This window comes from Rhodococcus shunpengi (genome assembly GCF_048381395.1).
GTDB lineage: Bacteria > Actinomycetota > Actinomycetes > Mycobacteriales > Mycobacteriaceae > Rhodococcus.
In genome coordinates this window covers 175,313-197,346 of record NZ_JBLWIU010000015.1, presented here as the reverse complement: position 1 = coordinate 197,346, position 22,034 = coordinate 175,313, and the positions used below count along the sequence as shown (strand labels likewise).

Genomic DNA, 22,034 nt, shown 5'->3' with positions numbered 1-22,034 from the left:
CGACAGAGTGTTTCAGGGGTCAGGAACCGAACGTTTCGTTTTCCAGGCCCAGTGCGCGGATCTTGCGGTAGAGGGTCGAGCGGGCCACACCGAGTCGGTGGGCGGCGAGGGATTTGTTGCCGTCGGACTCGTCGAGGGCGCGGACGATCGCTTCGCGTTCGGTGCGTTCGAGCGAGGTCAACCGGCGGCCGGCACCGAGGGTGCGGTAGTCGGCGGGCAGATGTTCGAGTTTGATGTCGAATCCCATCGACCGTGCCGCCGCGGTACTGAGCACCGAGGCGAGTTCGCGCAGGTTGCCGGGCCAGTGATGGTCGATCAACGCCCGATGCGCGGCCGGTTGCAGTTGCGGGGTCGGACGGTCGGGGAATTCGGCGGCGAGCAACTCCCGCGCGAGATCGGTGAGATCTTCGATGCGCTGGCGCAGCGGTGGGATGCACACACTGCGCCGCACATGGGTCTGCACCTGATGGCGCAGATCGTCGGGGGTGCTCGAGGTGGCGGTGGCGATCACCGGTGCACCGAGCTCGACGGCGGCGTCGAGCAACCGCCGGGTAGGAGCGACAGCGTCGTCGGGGACCTCGTCGAGGTGCTCGAGGATGCACGCGAAACTGCCGGACAGACGCGCCCGCAACTCGGCCACCGCCGAGGGGGTCAACGTCGACGCGTCGACGCTCGGGACCGGGGCGTTCGGTCCCCAGCGGTGCTGGATCTGCCGGGCCAGATGGGTTTTGCCGACACCGGACTCGCCGATGATCAGCACCGGCGCGACGGTCGCGGCGATCTCGTCGACCCGGTCCTGGAGTCGGTGCGCGGCCAGGCTGCGGCCGGCGATACGCGTCGCCGGCGCCGCACCGGCGGGCGCGGCGGGGGCCAGGCGGGCGCGCGGACGCGGCGGAGCCGGGGAGGCCAGCGGGCGCAGTTCGATGATCGCGCTGAGCGGATCGGTGGACTCACCGACCCGGCGGGCATGGACCCGCACGTCGATCCCCTCGGCGAAACGCAGCGGTCCTTCCCATTCGTCCTTGGCGGCCAGATGGGTGCTGATCCAGTCCCAGATCATCATCTGATCGGTCGAGTCCATCAACCGTGACACCGTCGGGGTCGCGATCACCGTGTCCCGGCTCATCGCCACCACCGCGGCGTGGCCGCGGCGTTTGCTGCGCATGTATTCGCGCAGCAGGTTCTGCTCGCTGCGGGCGGACAGGGCGAACAGTCGTTCTTCGATGTCGCGTACCGCCGAGAGCACCAGCGGTGCCATCAGCTCGTTGACATCGTCGACCTGGCAGGTGATGTCGACGATGCCGGTCACCGCGCGTGAGACCTGGTCGACGATCGGGGAGCCGACACAGGCCAGCGGGTGCAGCGACTCGAGCAGGTGCTCTTCCCCGCGGACCCGGAACGCTTTGCGTTCTTCGAGGGCGGTGCCGATCCCGTTGGTTCCGGCGCATTCCTCGGCGAAGATGAACCCCGGGGCGACCTGGGCCCGGTCGAGACGACCGAGCAGCGACCGCTGCCCGGCCCGCCGGTCGACGATGGTCGCATCCTGCGAGGCGAGCAGGATCGTCACCGGTGCATCGGCGAGTTGATCGGCCAACCGATCCAGGACCGGCCGCGCCGCACGCACAAGCTTCGGATCGGTGGGTGCGTCGTCGATATAGCGCAGTGGAGAACTGTCGGGTGTCACTCCCATTGCGAGGCAGCGGCGCCAGGACTGTTCGATCTCCGGCCGCATTTTCGGTATGAGATTCTCACAGCTATCGGAACCGTGTTCTTCTGCTTGCTCACGGAACCGGTCGGTTACCACACATCCACCTCCGAAGACCTCACGGCGAGAACGGACTCTATGCAAACGAGGTGACACCGGTTCGGAGTGTCCCAGAACGCTACACCGGGAACTTCTGGACATGTCTTCGGTGCGTGCGAACCTTGTCCAGTGTGTTCACCGGCGTCTTGAGGGCCTGTCGATCCGCACGGTGGCGGAACACGATGCTATTCATCGTGCAGCGTTCCATCTCCTCTGCAGGACCAGGGCCGTTTCGGCCGATGCCATTCCAGTCGATCGGTCCGGCGGAGTCGGCGGAAGTGAACAGTGGGGAGGTGTGCGTTGGCATTGTCGGCGAGGCCGTGCGTCTGCGCGCGTCCGTTCGCGCCGTGTTCCCCTGGAACGACGCTGGTGCGTCACGAAAGCTGTTGGTTGGCAGTGTGACCCCTACTGTCGACCATCAATGCTCCGTGAACTGTATGTGTATATCACAGGGTTCCTGCGCGTGACCACGAGTTGCGTAGCTACCAGTGGGTTTCGTGGCCGGGCAGGGTTCGGGGACAGTGGGGTCGGCTGTGTGGCATTGATCCGGGCGTTCGGAACTCGTCCGTATCTGTCCGACCGGAACCCACGGTTGTGGGAGTGTGCTCGGCGCCGGACTCAGGGGGGGGTGGAGTCGTTCGTCGGCGGTGTTGGCAAGAAGATCCGGTCTGTCGGGAGATGGGAAGGGGACAGGATGTCACCGGTGCTCGTGGGCGGGTGCTCCGGTGTTGCGGTATCGGAACGGATGAAAAGCCATGTAATTTGCTGTTACGGCGAGTTTTTCGCTAGTCTTTTGGTGTTGGAGCGAGTCGCCCTATCGGGGAGGACGGGGCCTTGTTTCAACATTCTGTTCTCCGTGCTTGGAACCTCGCCCCTGCTGTTCCGAGTTGCTACGCGACTATGTCCGAGTCGCTGCGCAGTACCGAGAACGAGAACCCCGTTTCGTCGCTCTGCGACGAACCGTCGCCGCCCCCTGACGGCGACAGGTACGGGAGCCGTCGGTGTCCGCCTCGACAATCTAAGCGGGCACCGACGGTGCCTCCCGATACGACCTAATCGACTTCAATCAGAAGTACTAGTGCACAAACAATTTCGGAATCGCGTTCGATTCGTGCAATGAGGGAAGACAACGTCACGCGGTGGGCGCCGAGCCCGGACACAGAATACCGGCATCCGCGGACGACAGGTACTCATCACCTTCACCATGGGTGAAGGTGGCGGAAGCCGGCCCGAGCAATCGGTTCCGTGGCCTCCGAGACGACTGTCACCCCGACGCGCCGGCCCAGGGCGCGTCCCTATCTCATCTGGGGCAAGCCGTGAATGGGGTCGAAGGGGCCGATGTCGTACGTGCATTCCTGTGGTCGAGGATCCGGTACGAAGGCCCACAACAGCGCCCCGGCAGTGCCCATCGTGTGATACCGGTCGATCTGGGCACCGACGCGGGTGGCGCGTTCGGTCAGGGGTAGGCAGCTTCCAGCGCGGATCCCGAACTCGGCAACGAGCACAGGTTTCTCGGTTTGCTCGAGTCGCAGTGGGAGGAATGCCGCATCGTCGTAGTCGTGGTACTGAACCACGTCCAGATAGGGCGAGGCAGCGACCAGGGCATAACCACCGTCGGCGAGACCGCACTGCTCGCCCCCGAGTAGACCGAGCGTGAGCAGGTGTCGCTGATCGTGCGCACGAGCCACCGCCCCGGCCGCATCGACCCAGTCGCGCAGCACCTGCGACGAGTCTTCCGGGCACCGACGTTGGTGCAGGTCGCAGTCGGGGGTGGTGCAGACGCCGACCTCGGGTTCACCGAGTAGTTCCCATGCAGCGATCGAAGGTGATCCGGCCCAGCGATCGACGGCGGCAGCAACCCACTCGCTGTAGCTCAGCGGCATGTCGGTGGGTTCTTTCCATCCGCCGAGATACCACTCGCGCGTTTTGTATTGCTCGTCCTCACAGGCGCCGTCCTGGGCGGCGAGCACCGGGATGAGTAACTGTCGGTGCCGTTTGGCGGCCGCGAACACCGCATCGATCGGTTCGAAGTTCAGCTTGCCGTTGCGCTTGTCCACGGCCAGATTCTGAAAGGCGTTGAATCGGGTCACTGTCCCCGGTTGGCGAGACGAGAAGTAGGAGTCCAGATCCACCATCGCTCCGCACCCGGCGTTGACCGTCCAATCCGTAGCCAGTTGATAGGCATTGAAGCCGGTGGGCCACCAGGGTTGACCGTCGAGGTGCAAAATACCGCCGGTGGTGGTCACCCGCAGCGGATGAGCATACGAGACCCACGGGGTGGAGGTCGGCGCACCTGTGTCCTCACCTGGCGATGCTGCACCGGGTCCGGGGATGGTGCACGCGCTCGCAAGGGCGACGACCAGGAGTATCGCCGACATGCAGACGAGTCGCATCCAGGTCATATCGGTGCCTCTCCCAGGTTTCCAGCCTTCCCGACTCGACGGGTGAGCGTGGGGGTAGCGACCGCTGCGTCGGCCGAACGCGCGCGATCGGCAAGCTGCGTCGGCGCGGGTGCACCGGTGACAGTTGTCGACGTGAACTGCCCAGAGGCGTCTTTCGAGAACATGGGTTTCGCTCAAGGTTCCATGATTTGGATGGAGTGCAGAGGTGGCCGTGGTCCGGCGGATCTGCAGCGGTGTGTGTCTGTGTCTGTGTCTGCTCGAGCGTGGCGGATCATCGGATGCGTTCCATAGCAGCCTCGACCGACGACGACAGTGTGATTACCGACTGTAAGCGGGTCCGTTCGATCATCGCCTTCACCCGGGCGCTGGGCGCGGCGAATGTCAGGGAACGACAGTGCGTCCGGGCCGTCTTGGTGGCATGGATCATCACACCGAGACCGGTGGAATCTACACTGGGCACGCTCCCGAGATCGACGACGACATCGGTATTGTCAGCCAGGGCTCGGTCCAGGCGCTGCCGCAGCCGAGCGGACGAGGCGCCGCGCAGCACGCCGATCGGGCGCAGCATCAGGATGCTGTTCTCTACGCGTTCTTCGCAAGATTGCATGCGGAGTCCTTCGTTCGGCAATGGCGCCCTTTCTCGGGAAAGTCCGTCCAGAGCAAGGGCGTACGGTGACCTGGGTGTCCTCACTCCCCGAATGCGCGTCCGGGTCGAGGAGGGAGGTGTCCGACAGTCACCGGTTCCGCCCGACCGTACGAGTTCGCAGCGTGTGGTCTCGTACGGTCGGGCGAATGGGTTATGTCAGGGTGCCGGCTGCAGCCGGCGGGACAGGATAGTTGCCCACTGCATGTTCGTAGAGCTGGGCGACGCGCAGCACTGTCGCGTCGTCGAAATGCTTGCCGATGATCATCATTCCGGTGGGAAGCCCGTGGACCAGGTCAGCGGGGACACTGCAGGCGGGGTGACCGGTGACGTCGAATGGTGCGGTGTTGATGATCATCGACAGTGCGGTGTCCAGATAGTCGGCCAACGGAATGTCCGTGGTCGGGATCTTGGTGGCGGTGTAGGGGAGGGTGGGCATTACCAGCACGTCGTACCGAGCCAAGGCGGCGTCGTAGGCGGCGCGGACTTCGGGGACGAGTTGGCGGGCCATGGCGTAGTACTTGCCGCCGCCTACCTCCAATGTGTAGCGCCCGGACATCCCGACGAGTTTGACTGTCTTCGACAGTTGGTGACCGTGCTCGAGTCGTTGACGGGAGAAGTGGGCGATGAGTTCGGGATCGTAGAAGCCATCAGTGTTCATGCCGTAGGCATTGCCGTCGAGCATCTGGTAGGCCGCTCCCTCGGTGGCGATCACGTTCCAGACGGCCATTGCATCGAGGTGCCAGGGGATCGAGACTTCTTCGACGGTAAGTCCGGCCGAGCGCAGTACGTCGATGGCGGTGCGGACGGCATTGTCGACGGCAGCGTCGGAGACAGGGGTGTCGAAGCCTTCGGTGACCACACCCACGCGCAGACCCGATGCGGGTTCGGCCAGCGCCGCGAGGTAGTCCACCGGTTCGATCCGGTGGGTCTGTCGGGGATCGAGGCCGTCGGTGCCGGCGAGGACGGTGAGCATTGCGGCGGCGTCGCTGACCGTGCGCGTCATCGGACCGAGGTGGTCGATGGTTCGTTCGATGGGAAATGCTCCCGTATAGGGGACCAGTCCGTGGGTGGGTTTGTGTCCGACGATGCCGCAGAACGCGGCGGGGATGCGGATCGAACCGCCCTGGTCGCCGCCGACTGCCATATCCACCTGGCCGCTGGCGACCAGGGCGCCGCTGCCGCTGGACGAGCCGCCGGTGATGCGGCTTTCGTCCCAGGGGTTGCGGACCGGCTGGGGGTGGGAAGTGAAGCTGGCGCCGGAGAAGCAGAGATCTTCGCACACCGCTTTGCCGGTGATGGTTGCGCCGGCGTCGAGCAGTCGGCGTACGACGGTGGCGTCGTAGCGGGGGGTGAAGCCCTCGACGGTTCGGGAGCCGTTCATCATCGGCACGCCGGCGACTGCGACGTTGTCTTTCACGGCGACCGTTCGCCCGGCGAGGGGGCCTTCGTCGGTTTCGCTGATCGAGGTGGTGACGTACCAGGCGCTCAGCGGGTTCTCGTCCGCCGTGGGTGAGGTCCATGACCGCTGAGGCGGCTCGGGCGCGGTGCGCTCGTAGAGGCGTTCGACGGTTTCGGAGGACGCGAGCGTCGCTTCGAGGGCCGGTGCGAACTCTTCGAGTTCCGGCGTCGTCAGTCCGAATCGGAAGTGGTTGTTCAGGGCCGACATTTGGTTGGAATTGGGGGGAGTCAACGAAGACATGAGGTTCCCTTCGAATATGTGAACAGCATCATCGAGTGGGGGAGGGAGGGATCGCTCGGTGCGCTGTGTCGTAAGTGTCCGTCAGCGTTATGGGTATCTCGGTGGCTGATGTGATCGTGGGCGCCTTCAGTTCCGTTGAGGTTTCAGGTGATTGAACAGCAACGCGCCTGTCCAGGTGAGGATGAAGGCGGCTGCGACGGCGTAGCCGAGGAATTCGAAGTTTTCGGAGATGTCACCGATCGGGGACAGCGCAGCGAACATGGGCAGGTGTGCCAGTAGTGCACATACGTAGATGCCGGCTACGAAGAGGCCGATGACCACGGTGGCGCCGGTCGTCGCAATGTTGAAGTTCAGTCGACGCTGGGGGTCCTGGTACGACCACGAGTATGCGCGGGTCATGAACAAGGAGTCCGCTGTGTCGAACGTGCTCATCCCCGCGGCGAAGAGCAACGGGAGGCTGAGCACAGCGGCTATCGACAACGTGCCCCCGGTGGCTGCCGAGGCGGTGAGGGTGAGCAAGGTGACCTCGGAGGCGGTCTCGAGCCCCAGTCCCATCAACAGGCCGACGGGGTACATGTGCCAGGACGATCGAACCAGTCCGCGCCAGCGGTTGCCCAGTAGGCGGGTGAACAGCCCGCGCTCACTGAGTCTGCTCTCGAGGTCGCCGGTGATGTCCGATCCGGCGCGTACCTGTCGGGACAGGCAAAGCAGATTGCGCAGGACCACACTGTTGAGTCCTGCAACGATCAACAGGAAGGTGACGGCGACGACGGTGGCGACCAACCCGCCGATTTCCTGTACTCCTTCGAGTTCGGTCGTGGTTAGGGCGCTCGCGCCCAGTGCCACGACGAGGGCAAGGACAACGACGACGGTCGAGTGTCCCATCGCGAAGAAGAATCCGACTCCGACGGGACGGCGTCCCCGTAGCAGCATCAGGCGTGTCGTGTCGTCGATTGCCGCGATGTGGTCGGCGTCGAATGCGTGACGAACGCCGAGCACGTAGGCGAGCACACCGGATCCGGCGAGGCCCCCGGCCGCTGCCGGGTTGCCCGAGTATCCCAAGTACAGCGCCACGCCCAAGACGTGCAGGATCACGATGGCACCGACAACGGACGCCAACCGTCGACGCTCGGTTCGAGTCCAGGCACCACCTATGTGGTGCGGTGTAATGGTGGTGCTGGTCAAACGCTTGTCCTTCAGATGATTCGCAGCGTTTTTCGGATACGCCTGAGACTGAAATGTTCGGGGTGCCGCGGGTGCGGTGCGGGGATGATCCGGCCCGATTCGAGCCGCGGTACCGGTGACGCTCCGTAGGTCCGCGGTGGAGCCGGGTCTGAAGACCGGGAAGATACTGATGTCGCGGCGTTCGGGGTTCGCACCAACAGTCGTCGTTACACGGGGCGCGCTTCCGGGAGCGACTCGACGTTGGTGAACCCGCTGGGTTCGCGGCGACGAGGTTCCGGCTACCCGTCGGAGTCAGTGGTGGGTGTGCCGATGGCGTGCACGGCGATGGGATCACGCACGGCGTGCTGGTGATGGGCGCCGGCGGGCGTTGCCAGCACCTGCTCGGTACGGTGCGCGAGTTCCTCGCCTGCGACAAATCCCTTGTCGTGCAGCAGCTCTTCGAGTGCGAGCATCCAACGCTCGTAGTAACTCCACTGCTCGGTGGTGGCGTGTTCGGCTTCCCACTGTTTGATCGACTCGATCAGGCGGGACTGGAATTCGTCCCATTCGAATCGGCCCTGGCCATGCAATGCGGTGGCAATGCTGAAGGCGCGGATCTCCCAGGCCTGATCGAAGGCGACCTCGCCGGAGCGGCGGGGGATTCGTTCGTTGAACGGCAGATTCTGTACCAGGTCGCCGAGGTTGGCTTCGAGACCCGGGTGGGGTTGTTCGTTGAGTCGGGGCATGTCAGGCCTTGCTGGGTGTGGTGGGGACGGATACGCCGATGAGCGAGTCGCGGGTGACGAGGTCGGCGAGTTGTTCTTCGGTGAAGTTCTCGGTGCCGGCTGGGCGTTGCGGCAGGACCCAGTAGCGAAGTTCGGCACTCGAGTCCCATATCCGGATCTCGACGTCAGGGTCGGGGGTATATCCGAATTCGGCCAGCACACCTCGGGGGTCGCGGACAGCGCGGGCGCGGTAGGCGGGGTACTTGTACCAGTTGGGTGGCAGGCCGAGAACCGGCCACGGATAGCACGAGCACAAGGTACATACGACCATGTTGTGGACCGTGCCGGTGTTTTCCAGCACGACCATTTCTTCGCCCTGCATGCCGCCGACGCCCATTTCACGGCAGGCGCTGGTGGCGTCGGTGAGCAGGCGCTGCTTGAACTCGGGATCGACCCAGGCGCGGGCGACGATCTTGGCGCCGAGTTGAGGACCGACCTCGTTCTCGTAGACCGAGGACATGTGGTCGATGGCGTCGGTGGAGATCAGGCCCTTGTCGACGAGGATGGCCTCCATGGCCTTCACGCGTGCGGCGATCTCCTCGTTCGATCGTGGCAACGTGCCCTGGACGGGATTGTGGGCGGTCATCGGGGTGGGCTCGTTTCTGTCTGTGGTGAAGGGACGTCTCGCTGGGTGGACCGGATGACCTGGTCAGGCCGGTAGCAGATACGGTTCGAACACGTCGATGTGATTGACGACGTTCGGGGCGGCAGGTTCACCCCACAACTCGGTCGCCGAGAACCGCACGGTGTACAGGTGTTCGGGGTTTTCGCCGGCGCCGAGTGCGTTGGTGTCCGGAAAGACATACGCGCCGTGGGTCGCCACGACTTCGCCGACACGACCGCGGACGTATCCGGCGCGGCGGGTGTGGGTGTTCGGTGAGGCGTCCGACCGCACGATGACTTTGTCGCCTACGGCGAATGCGGCCTCGGTGTCGGTCGGGCGTCGGTAATCGGCTCCGTGGGTGATCAGTTGCGAGATCGTCTCCACCAGTTGCGGATCCTGCCGCGTGGGGGTCGTGTCGTCCGGATGGTCCATGTAGTACTGGGTGCGGCGGTCGAGTTCGTCGGAATCGAAGATGCCCGCCTCGATGCCGTGGTGGATCATCGCGTGCATCCAGTGCTCGTAGTATTGCGAGGTCAGGTAGTCGTGCGGGGGGATCTGCTCCATCGCGCCCCGGAACTGGTCGAGATTGAACGCGCCGGCCAGCGCCATCGCCGGGAACATCGTCAAAACCGACCGCTCCCAATCGGAATGGAAAACAGGTTCATCGGATTCGGGCTTGATCGGACCCAGGCCGGCGCGGCCACCGAGGTCGTGGATTCCATCCATGAAATGCTCTCCTTGTGCCGTGAGTCACCAACCCTATGTGCCCTCGTCTAATGCGTCAACACGTCATGACCTGATGACATGTTACTGTTCTGTTACCGACGAACAGGGGTGATCCGCACCGTGGGCTGTCCGAGCGTGGATGCGTCGGCGCGAGTGGCTCCAGGGAGCTCCAGAGAGAAAGTGAACATCCCCACCATCCGTCTGGAGGTACGATCGTGGAGACCTATCCGGTGTGTGGGTTGCCTGCAATAGAGCGCCGCACTCGCCTGTGTCGGCACGAGCGTACTGGTAGTCATTCTTTATTGCCACGTGTATCGCGCTCACGCGCTGTGGACAGTGGGGCAATGGCCCGATAATCTGAGTTCGATTGCCGCGCATTCACTCTGTGGCTCAACCGCGCTGACGGCCACAAATTCGACCACACTGCTGTTTGTTTCGGAGACTGGAAGACGTTCGTCGAGCCCCCGGAACGAATCGTGAACCGTCTGCATTCGGAGCTATCTCAAAAGATGCTGACTGTGGCCGGAAGTGTCGCAGAGAGACGTTCACAAAGGAAGGCGAAGAATGAAGTCAGAACGACCCCCGAGAGGGAAGCAGATCTCGCAGAAAGCCTCGACCTCCGCGACCGGTCCCGATCCCACAGAGGAGGATCTGGCAGCTGTCATTGTCGCCTTGACCGGGATCGACATCGCGTCGAATGGCGGTAACGCGGGACCCGAGCGTAGCCGGAAGCAATCCTGGCGACGCTGATGCACAGACGACCCCGAGTTGCGCTCGGTGGTTGCGCATCCGTCCGGCCGGGAACGAAACTGCAGACGGAGCGAGCACGCCGATATGACCAGGCATATGCCCTGGTCTTCGGTATCAGCAAGCGAGGTCTCAACTCATCCGAGGGCAGGATACAGTTCTGTGCCGGTCGCTTTCGTCAAATGGAGCTGCTGCCTGAGTCGGTCCTCGCTCAAGGTGACGGTGCCCCGCGGTAGCTGAAACTCGCCGTGACGCATTGCCGCGGCGATCCGCTCGCTATCCTCGGCTTTCCGGGCCGCTTGCCACCATATGTGAACTGCCTCGAACACAGACTCGCTCAACGTCGACAGCGGCGGTGCCCAAGGACCGAATTGCGCCCGGTACCTCTTCAGAAGCGAGGCGTTACCTTCCGTTTGTAATCCTTGGAAGTACCCCGAGACGGAGTAGAGGCCACGGGCCGCTTCGTCGCCGATGTACGTCAGCGTGGACTCCTCCAAGGCGGGCGCCAGAGTGATGCACTGATCCCGCAATCCCATTGCATAGCATTGCCGCTCGAACGCAACAGCATCAGCTCCGACGAAGGTCGACAGTACGATGTCGGCACCCGATTTCTGGATCGATTCGATGATCGGGGCGAAGTCACGAGTTCCCAGAGACGCGAACTTTTCCCCGACGACTCCGGCGCCGTACCGAGGCAACAGTTGGCGTGCCAGGCCGTGTGTCGTACGGGGCCAACAATAATCGTCGCCGGCCAGAAACCATCGTCGCACCCCCTCCATCCGCATGAGTGGTTTCACGGCTGCTGCCAACTGGTCGTCCGGCCGCTCACCGAGCTGGAGGCGGAGACGATCGCCGCGCCCTCCTTCGTTCATGACCGGCTGTACCAGCAGCACGGGTGCATCACTGAGCGCCTCGGCAACGGCGGTGTAGGTAGCCGATGTGGCGGCGACCAGAATGGTCCGGCAGCCTGCCTGGACGAGTCGTCGCGCTTCCATGACGCCGGTCTGCGGGTCTGTGGCGTCATCACCCACGATCAACTCGACTGGACTGCCGTGGATACCGCCCTCGGCATTGATTTCCTCCAGTGCCAGCATGGCGGCGTTGTCAATCGAGGTGGCGAAGAGGCTGCCGGGTCCGGATTTCGACGTCAACAATCCCAGACGGGGATGGGAAGAGGCGTTTCGAGAGGTAGGGAACCCTCGACGCCGCATCAACCATTCCAATCCGGGCTGGTCGAGTTCGGCGATGAGCCGAACCCTCGTACCACCGTTTGCGGCTTCGAAACGGAGTTTGATACGCCCTCGCCAGGGCTGGTCGTGCACGATATCGAGGTACGCATGCGGACGTGCGGCAGCAATACGGCCGAGGATTTCGACCGGTTCTGCGCCGGAACCGCTGAGGTGGACCGCCATACGCACGGCAGCGCCGGGTTCGACCCGATCGCATACCGCGCCGAAGAGCCATCCCGCCTCGTCGCCTGCTCCGAAAAGGCTGTAGGCCACCGAGGGTGGGGATGCGGTCCACTCTTCGGCGTGCAGTACGAGCTGGGTCACCGTGTTTCCTGGAAGCTATGCACGTCGCAAGGTTGTGTCGGTGGCAGCGGTGCGGTCTGCGGCCTCGACGGCATCTGACAGGGCTCCTCGGAACAATTCCTGCAACATTGCAATGACATCGCGTGCAGGACCGGCCGGGTCGATCGAGTAGAAACGGAAGCGTCCGGCCTTACGTTCGGTGACCAGGCCCGCGTGCCGCAGGATCCGGAGGTGGTTCGAGACGCCGGTGCGTCCCACGCTGTCGATCTGGTCGACCAGTTCGTTGACGCTGCACTCGTCACGCTCTGCCAGCACAGTGAGAATGGCTCGCCGTACAGGGTCGGCGAGGGCATCGAAGGCCAGCTGTGCGGACAAGATCCCGATCTCCTCGAGTCAACAGTCAATGACATATAGAAGAGTACCTCCTCGTAGCTCGTACAGGACGGGCCGACTTCGCACCGCTCCGACGACCGGACCAGCTACATCTGCAGCGGGAGAAGCCGGGTGTTAGGGTCTGTGCCGTCCCCACGGGAGCCCTATTGCAGGGGCTGAGATCGGGCTGAGGCAGCCTGCGACCGTCGAACCTGCCCGGGTAATGCCGGCGAAGGAAGTAGGAACGATTCCGATGAGTGCACCCAATTCGCATGCCCTGAGCTATGTCCACGACGAGGAACACGACCTGCGTGTACCTGTCACAGAGATCCGCTTGAACGACTCTCCCGGCGGGGTGCCGAACCCGCCGCTGCAGGTCTACCGCACTGCAGGTCCCGATAGCGATCCGCTGGTCGGGCTCCCGCCGACGCGCGCCGACTGGATCGCTGCTCGCGGCGACGTCGAGCACTACCCGGGGCGAGAACGGGATCTGCTCGACGATGGCCGCTCGGCGGTGCGGCGTGGAGAGGCGTCCCGGGAGTGGAAGGGGCCCCGACCTGTCCCGGTGCGAGCGAAGACAGGCCGGACGGTCACGCAGATGCACTATGCCCGGGCGGGGATCATCACCCAGGAAATGCGGTTCGTGGCGCTGCGGGAGAACTGCGACGTGGAACTGGTGCGCTCGGAGGTGGCGGCGGGTCGGGCGATCATCCCCGCCAACGTCAACCACCCCGAGTCCGAGCCGATGATCATCGGCAAGTCCTTCCTGGTGAAGATCAATGCCAACATCGGCAACTCAGCGGTGACCAGCTCCATCGTCGACGAAGTCGACAAGATGCGCTGGGCCACCCGTTGGGGCGCGGACACTGTGATGGACCTGTCCACCGGCGAAGATATCCACACCACCCGAGAGTGGATCATTCGCAACTCCCCGGTGCCGATCGGCACGGTGCCGATCTACCAGGCTCTGGAGAAGGTCGCCGGCCAGGCCGATGCGCTGACGTGGGAGATCTTCCGCGACACCGTGATCGAGCAGTGTGAGCAGGGTGTGGACTACATGACCATCCACGCCGGAGTGCTGCTGCGCTACGTACCGCTCACGGCCGAGCGGCTCACCGGCATCGTCTCCCGAGGTGGGTCCATCATGGCCGGTTGGTGCCTCGCCCATCACGAGGAAAATTTTCTCTACACCCACTTCGACGAACTGTGTGAGATCTTCGCCCGCTACGACGTGGCATTTTCCCTCGGGGACGGGCTGCGACCGGGGTCGATCGCCGACGCCAACGACGCCGCGCAGTACGCTGAACTGGACACCCTTGCCGAACTGACCACCCGTGCCTGGGCTCACGACGTTCAGGTGATGGTCGAAGGCCCTGGCCACATCCCGATCCATCGGGTACGGGAAAATGTGGAGCGTCAGCAGAAGTTATGTCATGGAGCGCCTTTCTACACCCTGGGGCCGCTGGTGACCGACATTACTCCGGGCTACGACCACATCACCTCCGCGATCGGGGCCACCGAGATCGCCCGCCATGGCACCGCGATGCTGTGTTACGTCACCCCGAAGGAGCATCTGGGACTGCCGAATCGGGACGACGTGAAGACCGGGGTCATCACGTACAAGATCGCCGCTCATGCTGCCGACATCGCCAAGGGCCATCCCGGTGCCGTCGAGCGTGACGACGCGTTGTCGAAGGCGCGTTTCGAGTTTCGGTGGCGGGATCAGTTCGCTCTGTCGCTGGATCCGGATACGGCCGAGCAGTTCCATGACGAGACGCTTCCGGCTGAACCGGCCAAGACGGCGCACTTCTGCTCGATGTGTGGGCCGAAGTTCTGCTCGATGCGTATCTCCCAAGACATCCGGACCAGGTTCGGTGACGCCGCCGACCAGGCCGCCGTCGCCGGGATGCAACATATGTCCGACCAGTTCAGGGCCGCCGGCAGCACGGTGTATTTGGATGCCCCTACTGTCCTGTCCTCCGAAAGTAAGCGTGTGACACAGGACAACTGAGGTCGCAGGGGCGTTGAGTCCAGGTGACGGGAGGACACGGACGCAACGCCCTCAGCGGCGTGACGCACGCCCGCACTTGCTCTGCCGGGTGGCGTTGTGTCGCGATGACGAAGGTGGTCGAGGACGGAGTCGGCATCGATGTGCGGTTTCGCGGTGCCGGCGACCGTCCGGGTTCGAGCACGAGGGGAATGAGATTCAGCGGCGGTATCCACTCGTGCTCAACGAAAGTGCCCATGTGTGAGCGGGGTTCGCTGTAGCAGTGATCGGGTGCCGGCGGGCGAGGCGGTGACGACATCGCCCACCTCGCTGCCGAATCGGGGGTGACCTGCACTTGTGACTCGCTCAGCTTCGAGGCACCGAGGAGTAGTTGCCCGGGTGGTCTCGACGCCGGCCGTGACACGGTGCGGGTTGCCGTTCCCCTCACCGTGTCACGGCAGGCGGCCGTCTCGGGGGAGCGGTCGTGATCGTCGGCCCGGTCGATTCTGCTTCCGGGATCGGCGGTCGCTGCACACGTGCTGGAACGCGTCCGGACCATCCCGCATTCGCTCGGCGTCGACCTCGCGCGGCGGCGTTGTCCACCATCTCCGCGCGGTAATCAGTCTTCTCGATGATGCCTTGCGGGTTCTTGACCCGGGCAGGTACACCGCACCCGAGACCCTTGCAGCGTTGGCGGTGCCGATCAGAGCAGCGTGAACGCGCCGACTACTGGGCAAGAGAGGCGGATTTGGTCGCCTCCAAGCGGCCGAAGTACCGAGATCTGGAGAGCACGGCAGTGGCTGAGATGAAGCGCGGCCGATCGGCTCCCGTCTCGATGTTCTCCCCGCAGGGGCCGAGTTCGGCGATAGTGGCATGCGCTTGTGAGACTGAATGGGCCGACGGGGAGAATTTCTCGTTGATCGTGTCGACGTGACGCGCCCGAACCGACAATTTTCCGGTCATGCCGAACTTTTTGGCTGTGTCGATGTCGGCTGCGACGGTATCCCGATCATCCGCAGCGGTCGGGCCGTCGATAGGCGCTGCGATTTCCGCCGTCTTGCTGGCGATGACGAGGGTCGAGCGGGCATACGCCAGGCCTTCTGGTGTCCCATCGATGTCGAGGTCGCTGCAGAAGTCTCTGATGCCGAAGGCCAAGCGCACGACCGGTGAGCATTCAGCGATACGGTCGGCCTGACGAAGCGAGGAAGCAGTTTCGACCATAGCGACGATCGGGACATGGGGGAGTGCGGCAGACACGATGTCGATGTCTTGCGGACTCTCGGTTTTCGCAAGAACAATTCCGGTAAGGCCCGGGGAATCGCGGAGTATTTCCAGGTCGAGTGCAAGTTCACGGGTCGAAGCGTCGTTGACTCGGACCCAACCGACTCTGTCGCGAAGCCACTGCGCCGCAACTGTCCGTGCAGATGTTTTCTCCCTGTAGGGCACTCCATCCTCGAGATCGAGGACAAGGCAGTCCGGACTGGTAGCGACCGCGGTATGCAACCGAGCGAGATCGGTAGGGGGGACGAGTAGCCATGATCGGGCAAGGCGTGCCAGCTCGGTTCGCGCTTCCCGGGCTGCATCGGGTTCCTCGAAGTCGAATGACATCGTTGTTGTCGATCTCCAGTATTTATTCGAATCAGTGGATGTTGTGGATTATCGATGCTGTGCGGACGAGTCCTGGAATCTCCGATTTCTGCAGGACAGTTGCCATGAACAACTGTCAGGGGGTCAGAGCGATGTACTTGGTGTTGAGGTACTCTTCGATTCCTTCGCTGCCGCCCTCGCTGCCCAACCCGGACTGCTTGATGCCGCCGAAGGGAGCCGCTGGATCGGAAATAATGCCCCGGTTCACGCCGACCATCCCGAATTCGAGGGCGCGAGCGACTCGGGACGCTCGATCGAGGTTCTGCGTGTAGAAGTAGGCAGCCAATCCGTAGTCGGTGTCGTTTGCGCTCGCGACTACTTCGGCCTCGGTGTCGAAGCCTGTGATGACCGCAACCGGACCGAAGATCTCTTCACTGAGGATGCGTGCACCGGCAGGTACATTGTCGATGACGGTCGGTTGGTAGAAGTAGCCGGGACCGTCGATGGGTGTCCCGCCCGTGCGCACGCGTGCTCCGGCAGCAACGGCTTCATCGACCAGTGCTGCAACCGCGTTGCGTTGCTTGGCATTGATCAACGGACCAAGCGTGACGTCGTCTTCGTAACCGGGACCCACTGTTGTCGCGGCGATCCGATCGCACAGAGCACGAGTGAACTCTTCCCGGATCGAATTGTGTACGAGCAGTCGATTGGCGGCAGTACAGGCTTCACCACCGTTACGCATCTTGGCGGCCATCGCACCGTCGACTGCGGCGTCGATGTCGGCGTCATCGAAGACGATGAACGGGGCATTGCCGCCAAGTTCCATGGAGCTCTTCAGTATCTGATCTGCGGATTGTTCGATGATCTTCTTCCCGACGGCGGTGGATCCGGTGAAGGAGACCTTTCGCAGTCGACGGTCCTTCATCAGAGTGCCGACGACGTCTGGGGCATCGAGAGTCGGTAGTACAGACAGAACACCACGAGGAAGACCGGCTTCAGCAAAGACGTGTGCGAGCAGCAACATGGTGAGGGGAGTGTCCTCGGCCGGTTTGACGATGATGGTGCATCCAGCCGCGAGCGCCGGGCCGATCTTGCGTGTCCCCATCGCGAGCGGAAAGTTCCAGGGCGTGATGGCCAGGGCTGGACCCGCAGGTTCCTTGATCACCGCGATGTGGCCGTTTCCAGACGGTGCGGTCGCGGTACGACCGCCGATTCGAACAGCTTCCTCTGCGAACCACCGGAGGAACTCTGCTCCGTACACCACCTCGCCGCGACTCTCCGCCAACGGTTTGCCCATTTCGAGTGTGATCAGCCGGGCGAACTCTTCGGACCGCTCCATGACGAGTTCCCAGGCTCTGCGAAGGATCTCCGACCGTTCGCGAGGGGCGGTCGCAGCCCATGCCGGCTGAACCTCGGCAGCCGATGCGAGCGCGTGTCTTGCGTCGGCGACGCTGCCGTTGGCTACGGTCGTCAAGACGGTGCCCGTCGCAGGATTCACAATGTCGAAACATCTACCGGAACAGGACTCGCGAGTAGTGCCGTCGATCCAGAGGCCGGTCGGGACGGCAGCCAGTAGGGAGCTGAAGCCGGTCATCGAGGTTCCTTTCGGATGGTGCCAACCGTGGCAATAGCGGGTGCGAGCCTGACTCGTGAAAAGTGAAGCTCTGCGAAGAGCCGGATCATCGACTTCCGCTCAGAGGGAACGAGTGACGATGGTCGCGGTTTTGGGCAAGGAACAGCAATGAGAAGGCCATCCGGACCAGTTCTCGTCGAGCTCCACGGAGCGGCCGTTGACGCGTCCCAATCCGGTCAGTTTCACGATGCCCGGTAGATAGGGGAGCAAGATCTCGTGTGTTACTACCCGGACGTCATCGTCCTCGGTAGGGATGAGTTGAATGTCGTGACACCCATTGATCTGGACTATCATGGCGCTTCTTCGATCGATGATCCGTCGATGACCCGACGGCGCATTGTCCGAATCAGTGGTCCGTCTGATTCGGCAGCAGCGAACGCTTGCTGCCATTCAGGATCCGCGAGCATCTGGGACCACTTGTTTTCGAGCTCGGCCAGGTTTGCGAATCGAACGGTGTACACCAATTCGCCGAAGGAGTGTTCTCCGATCAGTGTGTGGCCGGCGCTGATCAGCTCCATGTCGTATCGCTTGAACATGCGGGCCGTGTGGTTGGTGAAGAGGTCGATTATCGCCGACAGTTTGCCCGGTACCGCGACGTACTCCCTGATCTCGTAGATCACAGCTGTCCTTTCTGTCAGTTATCCGGAATGCCGTTGGGCAATTCGTGAAACTTGCTGGCGTAAAATACGAGTGGGTCCTGCTCGGCTTCGAAGTCGTGTCCGATGATGCGGAGAAGCACGAATCGATGATCGCCCGTCGTGGTTTCCGATTCGATTTCGCAGTCGAACCAGGCTGCTGCACCGTGCAGGAAGACTGATCCGTCGGGCCCGCTCTCCCAGCTCACGTTGGCGAACCGGTCGACCTGGCGGGCGGCGAGTTGCCGGCACGGTGTCTGCTGTCCTGCTCCCAGGACCGACAGTCCGATCCGTGGTCGTTCTCGTAGCTTGGGCCAGGTGGTCGAGGACGTCTGAACGAACACGCCCACCAACGGAGGCTCCAATGACACGTTGACGAACGCACTGACGGCCATACCGATCGGCTCACCGGTCACGTCGGTCGCGCACAGCGCGGTGACCCCGCTCGGGAAGCGGCCGAACGTTGCGCGCAACGCCGCTGTGTCGACCGTACCGATGTCGTCGTGGACACCTCTGAGGTTTATGGCCGTCATGATCTGGCCTTCGGCGTGTAGGGCTTTGTCAGAACACATGGTTCTTCCCCCCGAATACCTCGCTGACGGAGTCGTCGGTGAAGATGCACCGGATCGAGTCGGCGAGCATCGGTGCGCACGATACGACGTCGACGGTCGACGGGGCTCCGGGCCCGAGGGGGATGGTGTCTGTCACGACGATGCGCTCGAACGGAGAGTTGGCGAGGTTCTCGTGCGCAGAGCCGCTGAACACTGCGTGGGTAGCGGCGGCGAAGACTCGCGAGCATCCGGCGCGGACGACCGCCTCGCCTGCTGCGCGTAGGGTTCCCGCGGTGTCGATCATGTCGTCGACGATGATCGCGGTTTTACCTCGTACATCTCCAATGACGGTGGTGATCTCCGCGACCTGCTGCTGAGGACGTTCCTTGTCCAGGATGGCCAGGCCGGCACCGATGCGAGTGGCGAATTGCTTATTGAGCTTTACGCGACCGGCGTCCGGCGCGACGACCACCAGGTCGTCGTCCAGCGCGGCGAAGTGGTCCGCGAGTGCCATCAGCGCGGTCATGTGGTCGACCGGAACGCTGAAGAAGCCCTGAAGCTGTCCCGCGTGTAGGTCCATCGTGAGTACCCGGTCGACACCGGCTGCCTCGAGGATTCGTGCCACCATACGAGCCGAGATGGGTTCGCGGGGTGAGGATTTCTTGTCCTGACGGGAGTAGCCGAACCAGGGGGTGACCGCGACTACTCGGCGTGCACTGGCGCCGATGGCTGCATCGATCATCACGAGCAGTTCGACCAGTGCGTCGTTGGCGCTGAGGCCTTCGATGGGGTTTGCGCACATCGGTTGGATCAGGAAGACGTCTGCGCCTCGAATGGATTCGTCGAATCTGCAGTACACCTCTCCGTTGGAGAATGTCTTCAGAGCGACCCGACCCAGATCGACCTGCAGGTTGGAGGCGATCGACGAGGCGAGCGCCGGATTGGCGCGGCCCGAGAACAACATCAATTGTTTCTGGGATCCGAACGGAATGGAGGTCGTCATTGGTGGCCTTCCAGGTAGATGCCGGGGAATCGGGCATGTGCGGGGAGTGTGGCGCGAAAGGACGAGAGCATCGTGGGGATGTAGCGGTGGGTTCGAAGGTGGAGATTCCCGTATCGGCGATAGAAACGTTTCTATGGAGGGTGGGCGGATACGGCGCCCAGCATGATCACACGGTGATCGGTTATACGTGTGCGGCGTTGACCTCGTCGGCGATCGGCATCCCTGTGCGGGCACCGACATGTCTGACCGACAGTGACGCTGCCGTTACTGCAAGCGCACTTGCGGCTCCGAGCGGCATCCCGGAGGAAAGCGACGCTGCGAGCACACCGTTGAACGTGTCGCCCGCACCGGTTGTGTCACGCACGTCCGATACCTGCAGGGCCGGGACGGGTTCGATGGTTCCGTCGGGATAGGCCACGATCGCCCCCTTGTCCCCTCTGGTCACGACGAGGCACGCTCCCGTGGCCCGAGCGACGTTCGCCGAGGCGTCACCGACGTCGGTGAACGGGATGGACAGTGCAGCGCACAGGTCACGAAGCTCTGAACTATTGGGTGTCAGAACCGACGCTGCGTGGGCGCTGGCGATGAACTCGTTGCGCACAGGGGCCGGATTCAGCACACAGCGCAGTCCCATGTCGGAGGCTGTCGACACGGCAGCTTCGACCGCTGCCGGGAGGATTTCGGTGCTGACGAGTACACATCCGGCCCACCCCGATGCACGCTCGACGGCCCGGCGAACGAGTGCCGGCGTAAGGGCAGCGTTGGCCCCGGCGGCAACGGCGATCTGGTTTTCCCCCACCGCGTCGACCACGATCAGGGCAGTGCCGGTGGCGGTGTCGTCGAGGACGGCGACGTCGGTGACGTCGACACCGGAGGCGCGGAGCTCGACCAATGCCTCGCGTCCGAGTTCATCATCGCCGATCGCTCCGCAATAGCGCACCGGCACGTTCATGCGGGCGGCTGCGATAGCCGCGTTCGCGCCCTTGCCGCCGCCGAACTTGTCCAGGTGTGGACCGACGACGGTCTCACCCGGACCGGGTAACCGATCGACGGCCACGACCAGATCGACGTTGAGGGCGCCGACCACTAGAACCCCGTTACTCATTGACGCTCCCGCTGATAGTGCACACCGATGACCGATCCTGGAGTGTCGTCGGTAACGGATCCATGGGTTCCGGTGTGCGGTTCTCAATCAAATCGAAAAGGACTGTCGCTGCGCGGTAGCCCATGTCTCGCGCCGGCTGGCGCACGGTGGTGAGCCGCGGCGTGAGAAGCGACGACAGAGGAAGGTCGTCGAAGCCCACGATGCTGACGTCCTCGGGCATACGGAGCCCTTGTGCGCGGCAATACTCCATCGCGCCCACAGCCATGAGGTCGTTGGCGCAGATCAGGGCAGTGGGCCGAGTCTGCGCCGCCAACGCGCGTTGGGCCAGGTCCCGGCCGGACGATTGCTGGTAGTCGCCGTAGTACACCGGGACCGTGTCCGGGTCGATGCCTGCCCCGGCAAGTGCCTCGCGGTAGCCGGCCAGTCGTTGTTGAGCCGTCCACAGACCCTCCGGACCGCCGATGACCGCAACGTCCCGGTGGCCCTTGTCGAGGACGTGTTGCGCGACCTGGCGAGCTCCCCTGCGGGAGTCGCAGACCACGGCGGGCAGGTCGATGCCCGGGATCTGCTCGTCGACGAGCACCACCGGACCAGAGCGAGCCAGTTCGTAGCAAGCTTCGGGCATGGACCCGGTGCTGGTCAGGTAGATGACTCCGTCCACGCGTTGGCTGCGCAGCAATCTGGTCTGGGCTTCCTCGGATTGTTCCGAGCTGCCCGGGACCACCAGGACCACCAGGACATCACGTGCCGATGCGGCTTGATGGACCCCTTCGGTGATCATGGCGAAGAACTGATTGGTCAGGTCGGGTACGACCATGCCAATACGGGAAGCGCTGCGGCGTTTGAGATTACGCGCAGACTCGTTCGGCGAGTATTCCAGAACTCGCACGGCGTCGAGCACACGGGTACGGCGGTCGGGCGCAACCGGGCCGGAGTCGTTGAGTACGTAGCTCACCGTGCTCATGGAGACTCCAGCGTGTTCCGCGACGTCCTTGATGGTCGTGCGCTTGCGCGTGCGTCTGTGCTCAGATGACGCCACAGCAATCCCTCTC

The 22,034-nt window shown here is 63.5% G+C and carries 18 protein-coding genes and 1 riboswitch; of the genes, 1 reads left to right on the top strand and 17 read right to left on the bottom strand.

Annotation, left to right across the window (positions count from 1 at the left end):
- Positions 1–19 precede the first annotated feature (19 nt).
- The 10 genes from ACNJ7K_RS11390 to ACNJ7K_RS11345 all read right to left on the bottom strand — a co-directional run bounded on the left by ACNJ7K_RS11390 (position 20) and on the right by ACNJ7K_RS11345 (position 12,484).
- Positions 20–1,732: a sigma-54-dependent Fis family transcriptional regulator gene (locus ACNJ7K_RS11390; RefSeq protein WP_268656013.1), complete on the bottom strand. Its 1,713-nt coding sequence runs from the start codon at positions 1,730–1,732 to the stop codon at positions 20–22.
- A gap of 1,367 nt (positions 1,733–3,099) precedes the next feature.
- On the bottom strand, positions 3,100–4,206 hold the full coding sequence (locus ACNJ7K_RS11385) for a glycoside hydrolase 5 family protein (RefSeq protein ID WP_268656014.1): 1,107 nt from the start codon (positions 4,204–4,206) through the stop codon (positions 3,100–3,102).
- Between the two features lie 271 nt (positions 4,207–4,477).
- Positions 4,478–4,813, bottom strand: a complete 336-nt coding sequence (locus ACNJ7K_RS11380; protein WP_088899665.1) for an STAS domain-containing protein — start codon at positions 4,811–4,813, stop codon at positions 4,478–4,480.
- Positions 4,814–5,003: 190 nt separating this feature from the next.
- On the bottom strand, positions 5,004–6,551 hold the full coding sequence (locus tag ACNJ7K_RS11375) for an amidase (RefSeq protein WP_159419446.1): 1,548 nt from the start codon (positions 6,549–6,551) through the stop codon (positions 5,004–5,006).
- A 126-nt stretch (positions 6,552–6,677) separates the two neighbouring features.
- A complete protein-coding gene (locus ACNJ7K_RS11370) occupies positions 6,678–7,670 on the bottom strand; it encodes a HoxN/HupN/NixA family nickel/cobalt transporter (RefSeq protein WP_264721937.1) in 993 nt (330 codons plus the stop codon).
- Positions 7,671–8,014: 344 nt separating this feature from the next.
- The gene (locus tag ACNJ7K_RS11365; protein WP_088899667.1) at positions 8,015–8,461 is read right to left on the bottom strand and encodes a nitrile hydratase accessory protein; all 447 of its coding nucleotides are present in this window, start codon (positions 8,459–8,461) and stop codon (positions 8,015–8,017) included.
- 1 nt (position 8,462) lies between these two features.
- A complete protein-coding gene (gene nthA / locus ACNJ7K_RS11360) occupies positions 8,463–9,086 on the bottom strand; it encodes a nitrile hydratase subunit alpha (protein ID WP_088899668.1) in 624 nt (207 codons plus the stop codon).
- A 63-nt stretch (positions 9,087–9,149) separates the two neighbouring features.
- A complete protein-coding gene (gene nthB, locus ACNJ7K_RS11355) occupies positions 9,150–9,830 on the bottom strand; it encodes a nitrile hydratase subunit beta (protein ID WP_487041703.1) in 681 nt (226 codons plus the stop codon).
- A gap of 884 nt (positions 9,831–10,714) precedes the next feature.
- Positions 10,715–12,130: a substrate-binding protein gene (locus ACNJ7K_RS11350; protein WP_088899670.1), complete on the bottom strand. Its 1,416-nt coding sequence runs from the start codon at positions 12,128–12,130 to the stop codon at positions 10,715–10,717.
- A gap of 15 nt (positions 12,131–12,145) precedes the next feature.
- Positions 12,146–12,484, bottom strand: coding sequence for an ArsR/SmtB family transcription factor (locus tag ACNJ7K_RS11345; protein ID WP_120284965.1), 339 nt, complete (start codon positions 12,482–12,484; stop codon positions 12,146–12,148).
- 142 nt (positions 12,485–12,626) lie between these two features.
- Positions 12,627–12,736: riboswitch (TPP riboswitch) on the top strand.
- Here ACNJ7K_RS11345 and thiC point away from each other — a divergent pair.
- Positions 12,735–14,492 (top strand): phosphomethylpyrimidine synthase ThiC, encoded by a 1,758-nt coding sequence (gene thiC, locus ACNJ7K_RS11340; RefSeq protein ID WP_088899676.1) that lies wholly within the window; start codon positions 12,735–12,737, stop codon positions 14,490–14,492. Its footprint overlaps the riboswitch before it by 2 nt.
- Before the next feature lie 702 nt (positions 14,493–15,194).
- Here the strand turns inward: thiC and ACNJ7K_RS11335 are convergent.
- The 7 genes from ACNJ7K_RS11335 to ACNJ7K_RS11305 form a co-directional block, all read right to left on the bottom strand.
- Positions 15,195–16,076: an HpcH/HpaI aldolase/citrate lyase family protein gene (locus ACNJ7K_RS11335; RefSeq protein ID WP_088899672.1), complete on the bottom strand. Its 882-nt coding sequence runs from the start codon at positions 16,074–16,076 to the stop codon at positions 15,195–15,197.
- Between the two features lie 115 nt (positions 16,077–16,191).
- Complete coding sequence (locus tag ACNJ7K_RS11330; protein ID WP_088899673.1) at positions 16,192–17,649, bottom strand: NAD-dependent succinate-semialdehyde dehydrogenase; 1,458 nt, start codon at positions 17,647–17,649, stop codon at positions 16,192–16,194.
- A gap of 329 nt (positions 17,650–17,978) precedes the next feature.
- Complete coding sequence (locus ACNJ7K_RS11325) at positions 17,979–18,308, bottom strand: NIPSNAP family protein (RefSeq protein ID WP_039583675.1); 330 nt, start codon at positions 18,306–18,308, stop codon at positions 17,979–17,981.
- 14 nt (positions 18,309–18,322) lie between these two features.
- On the bottom strand, positions 18,323–18,895 hold the full coding sequence (locus ACNJ7K_RS11320; protein ID WP_253250136.1) for a flavin reductase family protein: 573 nt from the start codon (positions 18,893–18,895) through the stop codon (positions 18,323–18,325).
- Complete coding sequence (locus tag ACNJ7K_RS11315; RefSeq protein ID WP_052227156.1) at positions 18,885–19,877, bottom strand: ribose-phosphate diphosphokinase; 993 nt, start codon at positions 19,875–19,877, stop codon at positions 18,885–18,887. Before ACNJ7K_RS11315 ends, ACNJ7K_RS11320 begins: the two co-directional genes overlap by 11 nt.
- A 181-nt stretch (positions 19,878–20,058) precedes the next feature.
- Positions 20,059–20,982: a PfkB family carbohydrate kinase gene (locus tag ACNJ7K_RS11310; protein WP_039583674.1), complete on the bottom strand. Its 924-nt coding sequence runs from the start codon at positions 20,980–20,982 to the stop codon at positions 20,059–20,061.
- On the bottom strand, positions 20,975–22,021 hold the full coding sequence (locus ACNJ7K_RS11305; RefSeq protein ID WP_084222256.1) for a LacI family DNA-binding transcriptional regulator: 1,047 nt from the start codon (positions 22,019–22,021) through the stop codon (positions 20,975–20,977). Before ACNJ7K_RS11305 ends, ACNJ7K_RS11310 begins: the two co-directional genes overlap by 8 nt.
- Positions 22,022–22,034: the final 13 nt, after the last annotated feature.

Bases quoted from the DNA above. Each gene is read 5' to 3' on its own strand.
- ACNJ7K_RS11390 (WP_268656013.1), bottom strand. From the start codon at position 1,732: ATGCGGCCGGAGATCGAACAGTCCTGGCGCCGCTGCCTCGCAATGGGA.
- ACNJ7K_RS11385 (WP_268656014.1), bottom strand. From the start codon at position 4,206: ATGACCTGGATGCGACTCGTCTGCATGTCGGCGATACTCCTGGTCGTC.
- ACNJ7K_RS11380 (WP_088899665.1), bottom strand. From the start codon at position 4,813: ATGCAATCTTGCGAAGAACGCGTAGAGAACAGCATCCTGATGCTGCGC.
- ACNJ7K_RS11375 (WP_159419446.1), bottom strand. From the start codon at position 6,551: ATGTCTTCGTTGACTCCCCCCAATTCCAACCAAATGTCGGCCCTGAAC.
- ACNJ7K_RS11365 (WP_088899667.1), bottom strand. From the start codon at position 8,461: ATGCCCCGACTCAACGAACAACCCCACCCGGGTCTCGAAGCCAACCTC.
- nthA (WP_088899668.1), bottom strand. From the start codon at position 9,086: ATGACCGCCCACAATCCCGTCCAGGGCACGTTGCCACGATCGAACGAG.
- nthB (WP_487041703.1), bottom strand. From the start codon at position 9,830: ATGGATGGAATCCACGACCTCGGTGGCCGCGCCGGCCTGGGTCCGATC.
- thiC (WP_088899676.1), top strand. From the start codon at position 12,735: ATGAGTGCACCCAATTCGCATGCCCTGAGCTATGTCCACGACGAGGAA.
- ACNJ7K_RS11335 (WP_088899672.1), bottom strand. From the start codon at position 16,076: ATGTCATTCGACTTCGAGGAACCCGATGCAGCCCGGGAAGCGCGAACC.
- ACNJ7K_RS11330 (WP_088899673.1), bottom strand. From the start codon at position 17,649: ATGACCGGCTTCAGCTCCCTACTGGCTGCCGTCCCGACCGGCCTCTGG.
- ACNJ7K_RS11320 (WP_253250136.1), bottom strand. From the start codon at position 18,895: ATGTGTTCTGACAAAGCCCTACACGCCGAAGGCCAGATCATGACGGCC.
- ACNJ7K_RS11315 (WP_052227156.1), bottom strand. From the start codon at position 19,877: ATGACGACCTCCATTCCGTTCGGATCCCAGAAACAATTGATGTTGTTC.
- ACNJ7K_RS11310 (WP_039583674.1), bottom strand. From the start codon at position 20,982: ATGAGTAACGGGGTTCTAGTGGTCGGCGCCCTCAACGTCGATCTGGTC.